This window comes from Phenylobacterium sp., from assembly GCF_030697925.1.
In the GTDB taxonomy this organism is placed as follows: domain Bacteria; phylum Pseudomonadota; class Alphaproteobacteria; order Caulobacterales; family Caulobacteraceae; genus Phenylobacterium.
Window position 1 is genome coordinate 1 of record NZ_JAUYOJ010000207.1, and the last position, 10885, is coordinate 10885.

At 68.0% G+C, this 10885-nt stretch carries 12 protein-coding genes and 1 pseudogene; 11 read left to right on the forward strand and 2 right to left on the reverse strand.

All coding sequences use genetic code 11. The features are described 5' to 3' along the window. From Q8Q88_RS20165 to Q8Q88_RS20190, 6 genes are all read left to right on the forward strand, one after another. Window positions 1–150, forward strand: a 150-nt coding sequence (locus Q8Q88_RS20165) for a 50S ribosomal protein L35 (protein ID WP_305676989.1), incomplete at its 5' end; no start/stop codon positions are given. Window positions 151–165: 15 nt separating this feature from the next. Beyond that, the gene (gene rplT, locus Q8Q88_RS20170; protein ID WP_305676978.1) at window positions 166–522 is read left to right on the forward strand and encodes a 50S ribosomal protein L20; all 357 of its coding nucleotides are present in this window, start codon (window positions 166–168) and stop codon (window positions 520–522) included. Between the two features lie 116 nt (window positions 523–638). Further along, window positions 639–1748, forward strand: coding sequence for a phenylalanine--tRNA ligase subunit alpha (gene pheS / locus Q8Q88_RS20175; protein WP_305676979.1), 1110 nt, complete (start codon window positions 639–641; stop codon window positions 1746–1748). Further along, the gene (locus Q8Q88_RS20180; RefSeq protein ID WP_305676980.1) at window positions 1748–2155 is read left to right on the forward strand and encodes an ASCH domain-containing protein; all 408 of its coding nucleotides are present in this window, start codon (window positions 1748–1750) and stop codon (window positions 2153–2155) included. Before pheS ends, Q8Q88_RS20180 begins: the two co-directional genes overlap by 1 nt. Continuing rightward, window positions 2152–4584, forward strand: coding sequence for a phenylalanine--tRNA ligase subunit beta (gene pheT, locus Q8Q88_RS20185; protein ID WP_305676981.1), 2433 nt, complete (start codon window positions 2152–2154; stop codon window positions 4582–4584). The genes Q8Q88_RS20180 and pheT overlap by 4 nt, the downstream gene beginning before the upstream one ends. A gap of 188 nt (window positions 4585–4772) precedes the next feature. Next, window positions 4773–5225: a VOC family protein gene (locus Q8Q88_RS20190; protein ID WP_305676982.1), complete on the forward strand. Its 453-nt coding sequence runs from the start codon at window positions 4773–4775 to the stop codon at window positions 5223–5225. Here Q8Q88_RS20190 and Q8Q88_RS20195 read toward each other — a convergent pair. After that, on the reverse strand, window positions 5222–5836 hold the full coding sequence (locus Q8Q88_RS20195; RefSeq protein WP_305676983.1) for a DUF1134 domain-containing protein: 615 nt from the start codon (window positions 5834–5836) through the stop codon (window positions 5222–5224). The genes Q8Q88_RS20190 and Q8Q88_RS20195 overlap by 4 nt on opposite strands. A gap of 281 nt (window positions 5837–6117) precedes the next feature. Here Q8Q88_RS20195 and lepA point away from each other — a divergent pair, with 281 nt between their 5' ends. Further along, window positions 6118–7923 carry a translation elongation factor 4 gene (lepA, locus tag Q8Q88_RS20200; RefSeq protein ID WP_305676984.1) on the forward strand — a complete coding sequence of 602 codons (1806 nt, stop codon included), beginning with the start codon at window positions 6118–6120 and terminating at the stop codon, window positions 7921–7923. 90 nt (window positions 7924–8013) lie between these two features. Further along, complete coding sequence (locus Q8Q88_RS20205) at window positions 8014–8151, forward strand: entericidin A/B family lipoprotein (protein ID WP_305676985.1); 138 nt, start codon at window positions 8014–8016, stop codon at window positions 8149–8151. Between the two features lie 5 nt (window positions 8152–8156). Here Q8Q88_RS20205 and Q8Q88_RS20210 read toward each other — a convergent pair whose 3' ends face one another. Further along, window positions 8157–8315, reverse strand: a complete 159-nt coding sequence (locus tag Q8Q88_RS20210; protein ID WP_305676986.1) for a hypothetical protein — start codon at window positions 8313–8315, stop codon at window positions 8157–8159. A gap of 255 nt (window positions 8316–8570) precedes the next feature. Here Q8Q88_RS20210 and Q8Q88_RS20215 point away from each other — a divergent pair, with 255 nt between their 5' ends. The 3 genes and pseudogenes from Q8Q88_RS20215 to Q8Q88_RS20225 all read left to right on the forward strand — a co-directional run. Continuing rightward, on the forward strand, window positions 8571–8957 hold the full coding sequence (locus Q8Q88_RS20215; RefSeq protein ID WP_305676987.1) for a DUF983 domain-containing protein: 387 nt from the start codon (window positions 8571–8573) through the stop codon (window positions 8955–8957). Between the two features lie 96 nt (window positions 8958–9053). After that, complete coding sequence (locus Q8Q88_RS20220) at window positions 9054–9212, forward strand: DUF3309 family protein (RefSeq protein ID WP_305676988.1); 159 nt, start codon at window positions 9054–9056, stop codon at window positions 9210–9212. Between the two features lie 347 nt (window positions 9213–9559). Then, a pseudogene (locus Q8Q88_RS20225) lies at window positions 9560–10885 on the forward strand (MFS transporter); the annotation flags it as partial.

The window sequence follows — 10885 nt, forward strand, 5'->3', positions numbered from 1 at the left end:
GCGACCGGCAAGATCAAGGCCGGCGTCGCGGGCAAGCGCCACCGGCTGATCAGCCACAGCGCCAAGTACATCCGTCAAAATCGCGGCACCAAGGTGATGAGCGCTTCGGACTCGAAGACGATCAAATCCTACCTGCCCTACGGATTGTAAGAGGAGCGCTGACAGATGGCTCGCGTTAAAAGGGGCGTCACCGCCCACGCCAAACACAAGAAGGTCCTTGAGCAGGCCAAGGGCTTCTACGGCCGCCGCAAGAACACCATCCGCACGGCCAAGGCCGCTGTCGACAAGGCCGGCCAGTACGCCTATCGCGACCGCAAGGTCCGCAAGCGCAACTTCCGTTCGCTGTGGATCCAGCGGATCAACGCCGCGGCCCGCATCGAAGGCCTGACCTACGCCCGATTTATCCACGGCCTGGATCTGGCCGGGATCGAAATCGACCGCAAGGTCCTCGCGGACATCGCGGGCAACGACCCGACCGGCTTCAAGGCCATCGCCGACAAGGTTCACGCCGCGCTGGCTTGAGGTCGTTTGGGAGCTACCGCTCCGCAAGCATTCAAGAGCCCTTCGGCGTGATCCGCCGGAGGGCTTTTTGCTGCCCTCTTCCCGCGCCTTGCCCGTCCCTCTAAAGCAGCCGTGTCATGACCGATCTCACCCCATTGGAAGCCGAGCTCTCGGCCGCCGTCGCCGGCGCGTCCGACCTCCAGACCCTCGAAGCCGTGCGCGTCTCAGCGCTTGGCAAGTCCGGCTCGATCTCCGAGCTCCTGAAGTCGCTGGGCTCCATGAGCCCCGACGAGCGCCGCGAACGCGGGCCGCTGATCAACGGCCTGCGCGACCGCGTGCAGTCGGCCATCGCCGCGCGCAAGGCGGGCCTCGAGGCCGCCGAGCTGGACGCCAAGCTCGCCGCCGAGCGCGTCGACCTCACCCTGCCCACCCCGCCGCGCCGCAAGGGCAGCGTCCACCCCACCATGCAGGTGATGGACGAGATGATCGCCGTCTTCGCCGAGATGGGCTTCTCGGTGGCCGAGGGGCCGGACATCGAGACAGACTTCAATAACTTCACCGCGCTGAACTTCCCGCCCAAGCACCCGGCGCGGGAGATGCACGACACCTTCTTCCTGCCCGAGGACGCCAAGGGCGAGCGCAAGGTGCTGCGCACCCACACCAGCCCCGTCCAGGTGCGCGTCATGCACCGGGTCAACGAGCAACTCCCGTCCTGGGTGGCCAACGGCCAGGAACCGCCGATCCGCGTCATCGTGCCGGGCCGGACGTTCCGCAAGGATAGCGACCAGACCCACACCCCGATGTTCCATCAGATCGAGGGCCTGGTCATCGACCGCGCCATCCACATGGGCCACCTGAAGTGGACGCTGGAGACCTTCCTGTCCCGGTTCTTCGAGACCCCGGACGTGGTGACCCGCTTCCGCCCGCACCACTTCCCGTTCACCGAGCCCAGCGCCGAGATGGACGTGCAGTGCGACCGTTCCGGCGGCGAGGTGAAGATCGGCCAGGGCTCCGACTGGCTGGAGATCCTGGGCTGCGGGATGGTCCACCCCAATGTGCTGCGCAATGTCGGGCTCGACCCGGACGTCTGGCAGGGCTTCGCCTTCGGCTGCGGCGTCGACCGGCTGGGCGTGCTGAAATACGGCATGCCCGACCTGCGCGACATGTTCGCCAGCGACGTCCGCTGGCTGGAGCACTACGGCTTTTCCCCCTACGCCGCGCCGAACCCGGCCACGGGGCTGAGCTAGTGGGTATCCCCGCCGCCCATGCGTCGCTGGAGCACTTCGCTTTCGGCGACAGTCCGGCCGTGGCCGACGCGCTTCTCGCTCTCGTGCTTGAGGGTAAAAAGACCGCGACCTGCTGGGCGGCCGTTCAAGGCCTAAAGGGCAGCGCACTCGGCGCGCGCTATGTCGTGCTCGATGGAGCCGCCCGTCCGCGCGCCGTCATCGAATCCACCGAACTGGTCCAGCGTCGCTTCGACGAGGTCGACTCAACCTTCGCCGCCGAAGAGGGCGAAGGTGACCTCACGCGCGCTCACTGGGCCGCAGTTCACGAAGACTGTTTCACACGCGAAGGCACATACGCACCCGACATGATGCTCTGGTGCGAGCGCTTCCGCCTGGTCGAGATCATCGGCGAAGGAGCCGATCAATGAAATTCACCCTCTCCTGGCTCAAGGACCACCTCGAGACCAACGCCACCGCCGCCGAGGTGGTCGAGGCCATGACCATGGCCGGCCTCGAGGTCGAGCACGTGAACGACCCCGCCGCCAAGCTGGCCGCCTTCTCGGTGGCCAAGGTCGTCGAGGCCGTCCAGCACCCCAACGCCGACCGCCTGCGAGTCTGCCAGGTGGACACCGTCGACGGCCGCAAGGAGATCGTCTGCGGGGCCTCGAACGCGCGCGCGGGCCTGACCACCATCTACGCGCCACTTGGCGCCTATGTGCCGGGCTCGGGCGTCACCCTGGAGGCCCGTCCCGTGCGGGGCGTGGTCTCCAACGGCATGCTCTGCTCGGCCGCCGAGCTGGAGACCGCCAGCGAGGCCGAGGGCATCCTGGAACTCTCCGATGACCTGACCGTGGGGACGCCGGCCGCCCAGGCGCTCGGCCTGGAAGCGGTCATCGACTTCGAGGTCACCCCCAACCGGCCCGACTGGCTGGGCGTGGTCGGCATCGCCCGCGACCTGGCCGCCGCCGGCCTGGGCGTGCTGAAGGACGTCGGCGTCGCGCCGGTCCCGGGCAAGTTCCCCTGCCCGGTCACGATCCGCCTGGATGGCTCGGACGCCTGCCGACAGTTCGCCGGGCGGCTGATCCACGGCGTCAAGAACGGGCCGTCGCCGGCCTGGCTGCAGCGGCGGCTGATCTCCATCGGCCTGCGCCCCATCAACGCCCTGGTCGATGTCACCAACCTGATCACCTACGACCGCGCCCGGCCGCTGCACGTCTATGACCGCGCCCTGATGGTCGGCGACGTGGTCGAGGCGCGGCTCGGCCGGCGCGGCGCCGGCGGCGAAGTCTCCGCCGACCATCCGACCCCGACCGCCCATAGCGACGAGCAACTGATCGCGCTGGACGGCAAGACCTACGACATCACGCCCGAGATGAGCGTCATCGCCGATGCGGACGGTAAGCGCCCGATCGGCCTGGGCGGGATCATGGGCGGAACCTCCACCGGCTGTTCGGAGGCCACCACCGAGGTCTTCCTGGAGGCCGCCTGGTTCGACCCGATCCGCACCGCCCAGACCGGGCGTGCGACCGGGATCAATTCCGACGCCCAGTACCGCTTCGCCCGCGGCGTGGACCCCGAGAGCCTGGTTCCCGGCATCGAGCTGGCCACCCGGCTGATCCTGGAACTCTGCGGCGGCGAGGCCTCGGAGATCGTCGTGGCGGGCGAGGCCCTGGCCCGTCCGGCGCCGATCGCCTTCGACCGCGCCTATGTAAAGCAGCTCTCCGGCCTCGACCTGCAGCCGAAGCGTATCGACGACATCCTGCGCGATCTCGGCTTCCACCAGGAGGGGGACCTGGTCTTGCCGCCGTCCTGGCGGCGCGACGTGGAGGGCAAGGCCGACCTGGTCGAGGAGGTGGCGCGGATCGAGGGTTATGACGCCCTGCCCGCCCTGCCGCTGCCCGAGATGGCCAAGCCGGCTGGCGGGGTGCTGACCGTGCGCCAGGCCCGCATCCGCGCCGGCCGCCGGGCCATGGCCGCCAAGGGCTATGCCGAGGCCGTCACCTGGAGCTTCTGCAAGCGCGACACCGCCCGCCTGTTCGGCGGCGGGGCCGACGAACTGGTGGTGACCAATCCGATCGCCGCCGACTTGGACTGCATGCGGCCCTCGATCCTGCCCAACCTGATCGAGGCGGCGGGCCGCAACGCCCGGCGCGGTTTCGCCGACGTGGCCCTGTTCGAGATCGGCCCCTTCTACCGGGGCGACCAGCCGGCCGATCAGGTCACCGCCGTCGCCGCCGTGGTGGCGCCGCATCCGCCCCGCCGCTGGGATGGGGTGGCGAGCGATCCGCTGTTCGAGCTCAAGGCCGACCTTCTCAGCCTGCTCGACGACCTGGGCGCCCCCGTGGCTTCGCTGCAGGTGGTCCAGGGCGGGCTGTCGGACTGGTGGCATCCCGGCCGCTCGGCCGCCCTGCGGCTGGGCAAGTCCACCCTGGTCGAGTTCGGCGAACTGCATCCGCGCATCCTCAAGGCGCTGGACGTCGACGGACCCATGTACGGCTTCGAGCTGATCGTCGACGCCATTCCCGAGCCGAAGAAGAAGGCGACCAAGTCCAAGCCGGCCCTGGAGCTCTCGCCGCTGATGCCGCTGTCGCGCGACTTCGCCTTCGTGGTGGGCGCGAGCGCCGCGGCCGGCGATCTGGTCCGCGCCGTGGCCGGGGTCGACAAGGCGCTGATCTCGGGCGCGCGGGTGTTCGACGTCTATCAGGGACCCGGCGTGCCGGAGGGCTCCAAGTCGGTGGCCGTGGAGGTCACCCTCCAGCCCCGCGAGAAGACCCTCACCGACGCGGAGATCGAGGCCCTCTCGGCCAAGGTCGTCGCCGCGGCGGAGAAGGCGGTTGGGGCCAAGCTGCGGGCGTAGTCCCTAACGCTCGTCATCCTCCGGTCGCCGGAACGGCGATCCGGGGGACCCAAGCGGGCGCGCCGCATCCTGGACCTCAGCTTGGGTCCCCCGGATCAGCCTATCGGCTGACCGGAAGATGACGGTCATTGGTTGGGCCAGTCCCGCCATTTGACTTCCGCTGACGTCACCATGGCCTCCTGCTCGGCATGGAGATCAACGGCGTCGCGCACACCTTCATCACTGCGGGCGATTTCGAGGCGTCCGTCGCCTTCTATCGCCAGCTCCTACCCTTCCTCGGCCTGCGCGAGGTCGCCGACAGCGTCGACACCTATTATTGCGTCGGCGGCCGCACGGGCTTCGGCGTCCGCCGCCCAGATCCCGAGCATGCCGGCGCGAGGTTCGCGCAGTACCGGGTGGGCCTGCACCACCACTGCTGGCGGGCGCGGGAACGCGCCGACGTCGACGAGCTCCACGTCTTCCTCGTTTCGATCGGGGCGACCATCGTTCACCCGCCGCAGGACGAACCCTGGGCGCCGGGCTACTACGCGGTCCTGTTCGAGGATCCCGACGGCGTGCGGCTCGAGCTCAACCATGTGCCCGGGCGCGGCCTGTTCGACACCGCCAGCCAGCGGGTCGGGGCGAGCCTGGACGAACGCTAGAAGGGCAGCATCCGCCGGGTGCGGCTGAAACCGAGATAGCCGACATTGGCGCCCAGCCGCAGGCCGACGCCCGCGCGGATGGGGGCCAGGGTCACGTCGTCGGAGCGCAGGTAGTTCACGCCCAGGCCGGCGACCAGATAGGCCGCCCCCTCCACGCCCGGGAACCGCTGGAAGATAACTTCCGGGTACTGGAGATTGTAGCAGAGGGTGAAGACCCGGCTGGCGTTGCCGCCCAGGTCCCAGCCGACCGACGGGCCCTGCCAGAACACTTCCACGGGCTCCTTGCCCTTCATGTAGAGCAGGCCGCGGCCGTAGCGGGCGCCGATCGTGATGGCCCCGGCGGCTTCCTCGCCAGCGATATAGGCGGTGGGCCGGCCATTGTCCTGGAACACCCGCTCGATGGCGCCGCCGGCGGCTTCCGCGGCCACGCCGAGGTAGTCCGACGCCTTGGTGACCAGCTCCTCGCGGGTATAGGGCTCGGCCGGCTGGGCCGGATAGTTGGGCGTTCCATTGGGCGGGCCGCCGGCCGCGGGATCGCGCGGTTGGGCGGTGGCGCAGCCGGCGCTCGCGAGTGTGGCGATGCTGGAAGCGATGAGCGTGCGGCGGTCCATGGCGCAGGTATCCTCTAGAGCTTGGGCAGCCTCCCATTCCCGAGCGGCATGAATGCGGCGCTCAGGCTTAACGTTGGATTAACCATGGCTTTCGGCTCGCTTCTTCCTCCCACGTTTACGGGGGAGGGGGACCGCGAAGCGGTGGAGGGGGCGGCCTCAGGCTCGGCGCCCGGTCTCGGCCCCTCCACCACCCTTCGGGCGGTCCCCCTCCCCCGCTGCGCAGGGGAGGAAAGACGCGCCGGTCTCGCCTCGCACGCGGAATGTGCTAAAGCCCGCCCACAATGACGACGCCCCTCTCCCACATCCGCAACTTCTCCATCGTGGCCCACATCGACCACGGCAAGTCGACCCTGTCCGATCGCCTGATCCAGGAGACCGGCGGCCTCACCAAGCGTGAGATGACCGAGCAGGTCCTGGACAATATGGAGATCGAGCGCGAGCGCGGGATCACCATCAAGGCCCAGACCGTCCGCCTGGACTACAAGGCCCGCGACGGCGAGACCTATGTCCTCAACCTGATGGACACCCCCGGCCACGTCGACTTCGCCTATGAGGTCAGCCGCTCGCTGGCGGCCTGCGAGGGCTCGATCCTGGTGGTGGACGCCAGCCAGGGGGTCGAGGCCCAGACGCTCGCCAATGTCTACCAAGCCATCGACAACGATCACGAGATCGTCCCGGTCCTCAACAAGATCGACCTGCCGGCCGCCGAGCCCGAGCGAATCCGCCAGCAGATCGAGGACGTGATCGGCATCGACGCGTCCGAAGCCATCCTCTGCTCGGCCAAGACCGGCGAGGGCATCGCCGACGTGCTGGAGGCCGTGGTCACCCGCCTGCCCCCGCCCAAGGGCGATCGCGAGGCCCCGCTGAAGGCCCTGCTGGTCGACGCCTGGTACGACCCGTATCTCGGCGTCGTGGTGCTGGTCCGCGTGCTGGACGGCGTGCTGAAGGCCGGCATGAAGGTGCGGATGATGAACGCCGGGGTCACCCACCAGGTGGACCGCATCGGCGTCTTCAAGCCCAAGCAGACCGAGGTGGCCGAGCTCGGCCCCGGCGAGATCGGCTACATCACCGCCCAGATCAAGCAGGTGGCCGACGCCGCCGTCGGCGACACCATCACCGACGAGAAGCGCCAGACGGCCACGGCCCTGCCCGGCTTCCGCGTCGCCCAGTCGGTGGTGTTCTGCGGCCTGTTCCCAGTGGACGCCGCCGACTTCGAGGACCTGCGCGCCGCCATCGGCCGCCTGCGCCTGAACGACGCTTCCTTCACCTACGAGATGGAGACCAGCGCCGCGCTGGGTTTCGGCTTCCGCTGCGGGTTCCTCGGGCTGCTGCACCTGGAGATCATCCAGGAGCGTCTGAGCCGCGAGTTCGACCTCGACCTGATCGCGACCGCGCCCAGCGTGGTCTACAAGATCGGCCTCATCGACGGCTCCGAGATCGAGCTGCACAATCCGGCCGACCTGCCCGACCCGGTGAAGATCGCCACCATCGCCGAGCCTTGGATCAAGGCCACCATCCTGACGCCGGACGAATATCTCGGCTCGGTGATCAAGCTCTGCCAGGACCGTCGCGGCGAGCAGCGCGAGCTTTCCTATGTCGGGACCCGCGCCCTGGTGGTCTACGACCTGCCGCTCAACGAGGTGGTGTTCGACTTCTACGACCGGCTGAAGAGCGTCTCCAAGGGCTACGCCTCCTTCGACTACGCCATCGAGGGCTACCGGACCGGCGACCTGGTGAAGATGTCGATCCTGGTCAACGCCGAGCCCGTGGACGCGCTCTCCATGCTGGTCCACCGCGACCGCGCCGAGGCGAGAGGCCGCGGCATGGTCGAGAAGATGAAGGACCTGATCAGTCCGCACATGTTCCAGATCCCGATCCAGGCGGCCATCGGCGGCCGGATCATCGCCCGCGAGACCGTCCGCGCCCTGCGCAAGGACGTGACGGCCAAATGCTACGGCGGCGACGCCAGCCGCAAGCGCAAGCTGCTGGACAAGCAAAAGGCCGGCAAGAAGCGCATGCGCCAGTTCGGCAAGGTCGAGATCCCGCAGGAAGCCTTCATCGCCGCCCTGAAGATGGACGCGGACTAGGGGCGCCCAGTTGCCCCGCAGCCCCGAAGCCGCCTAAAAACCGCCTGGAAGCTTGGCCATCAAACTGTGGCCTTCGAGGGGAGCAAACATATGCGCAAGACGATCATCCTGGCCATGGCGGCCGCGGCCCTGCTGACCGCCGCCTGCAACACCGTCGCCGGCGTCGGCAAGGACGCCCAGGCCGCGGGCCGGGCGGTGACCGACACCGCCAACGACATGAAGAAGTAGCCGCCTCAGGCGTCCTCCTCGCGGGACGCCTCCTCGGCGATCCTGGCGGCGTCCTCGGGTGAGACGCCCGGCGCCTCGCGCGCGCTGTCCTCGGCAGACGTGGTCGGGCCTGTATGACCGTGCACAGGCTTCTTGACCGGGCGGTCGGGGTCTTCCGGGCTCATGGCGAAGCTCCTCTGCCTCTTAGGAAGAGATGGGCCCGCCGAAGGGTTCCGCAACCGCGCAGCGAGATGCGCGGAGGCGCCCCACAACCTGGAATAAGTCGCTGATTAGATAGGACGTTTCGCCGCGCCTCGCCTCAACTCCAGGCGGGAACTGGCGTTGCGGCGAACCCGTTCCCCCTGCGACAGCCGCGACGCTTCCCAGGTCGAATTATGGGGCGCATACGGCCAAGCATCATTTTTCGCGAATGGCGTAACATGTTCGTCAAGCCGATGTTCCGGGGTCTGAAGGGCCGCTGTCCCAACTGTGGGGACGGCAAGCTCTATTGGAGCTACCTGAAGGTCGAACCGCGCTGCAATTCCTGCGGCCACGACCTGACGCGCTACCCGGCTGACGACGGCCCCGCCTATTTCACCATCCTGATCGTCGGGCACCTGATCGTGGCGCCGCTGCTGTTCTTCTCGATCATCTGGCAGGCGCCGACCATGTACGTGCTTCCGGCCACCCTGATCCCCCTGGCCATCGTGACCCTGGCTCTGCTGCCGCGCGTCAAGGGCGCCTTCATCGGCCTGCTTTACGCCATCGCCCACAAGGAGGGCGAGGCCGCGCTCCACATCGCCGACGTCCCCGACCCGCGTCGTTAAGGTTTCGACCCCCAGCGTTAAGGTTTGGAACCTTCGCCATGGAGGATCGTTCGTCCCGCTTGACACCTCGTCGGGGCTTTTGGGAGACGAACCACCATGTCGCTCGGCACAATCCTGCTCATCGTCCTGGTCCTGCTGCTGGTCGGCGCCTTGCCGACCTGGGGCCATTCGCGCTCGTGGGGCTATGTCCCCTCCGGCGGTCTCGGCCTGGTCCTGGTGATCGTGTTGATCCTGGTCCTGATGGGACGCATCTAGCGTCGAAAGCGAGGAGTGCCAGCTGCCGCCCCAAACTTGTGTCGGGGACAGCTAGTGCACTCCATCGGTCGGTTAGTGCATTCTCATATGCATCGTGAAGGCGGCTAGGGAAGTTACTCTACGAGCTAGCTTGAGTTCGCGATTTTTCAGGCTGTGGGCCTACCTCACGCGCCTGGCTGCCTGTGAAGCGCCAAGCTCAAGTTTGCCTCAGACCTGCACTAACGTGAAGGTGGCCAAGCTGCGACGAAAAACCTAGGGGCGTTGCGTCGCGATCGAAAAGCTGATGCCGCCGTGCGAAACCTCGGCGAGTCGACTTAAGGTCCACTCGATCAACCGAGAGACTTTCCATGACTGCGAGCGAGACAGGGGTCGACACCCAGGCGCCGAGGGACATCCTGACGCCCGGCCTCACCCCGCTCGCCCGCGCCAAGGCGATCCTGGGCGGGTCGGCGGGCAACCTGGTCGAGTGGTACGATTGGTTCGCTTATTCGTCCTTCGCCCTCTATTTCGCGCCCCACTTCTTCCCCAAGGGCGATCAGACCGCCCAACTCCTGCAGGCCGCCGCCATCTTCGCGGTCGGCTTCCTGGCCAGGCCCGTGGGCGCCTGGCTGATGGGGCTCTATGCCGACCGGGCGGGACGCAAGGCGGCCCTCACCCTGGCGGTGGCGATGATGTGCGCCGGCTCGCTATTGATCGCCGTCGCCCCCGACCATGCGGCGATCGGGGCCGCCGCCCCGGTGATCCTGCTGCTCGCCCGGCTGCTGCAGGGCCTGTCGGTGGGCGGGGAGTACGGCGCCAGCGCCACCTACATGTCGGAGATGGCCGGCCGCGCCCGCCGGGGCTTCTGGTCGTCCTTCCAGTACGTGACGCTGATCATGGGCCAGCTGGTGGCGCTGGCCGTGCTGATCCTGCTGCAGCAGTTCATGGACAAGGCCGATCTGGAGGCCTGGGGCTGGCGCATCCCCTTCGTGATCGGCGCGGGCCTGGCCGTGGTGGTGTTCTGGATCCGCTCGGGGCTCGACGAGAGCGCCTCCTTCCTCGCCGCCAAGGCCGAGGGCGCGCCGCGGTCGACCACCATGCTGCTGTTCATGAACTACCCGCGCGAAAGCGCGATGATCTTCGTGCTGACCGCCGGCGGGTCCTTGGCCTTCTATGCCTACACGACCTATATGCAGAAATTCCTGGTCAATACGGCGGGCTTCGCCAAGGACACGGCCACCGCGATAACCGCCGCGGCGCTGTTCCTCTACATGTGCGCCCAGCCCCTGTTCGGCTGGATGTCCGACAAGGTGGGCCGCAACCGAACGATCGCGTTCGCCTTCGCCGGCGGGGCGCTGGCCACCTATCCGGTGATGTCGGCCATCGCGCGGTCCGAGGCGCCGCTGGCCGCCTTCGGCCTGATGACCTTCCAGCTGGTGATCCTGTCCGGCTTCACCTCGGTCAGCGCCGTGGTGTAGGCCGAGCTCTTCCCAGCCCATGTCCGCGCCCTGGGCGTGGCCCTGCCCTACGCCATGGCCAACGCCGTCTTCGGCGGCACCGCGGAGTACGCCGCCCTCTGGTTCAAGAAAGAGGGCATGGAGAGCGGCTACTATATCTATGTCTCGGCGATCATGACGTTGGCCTTCCTGGTGGCGCTGCGGCTGCGCAACACCAACCGCGAGAGCCTGATCACC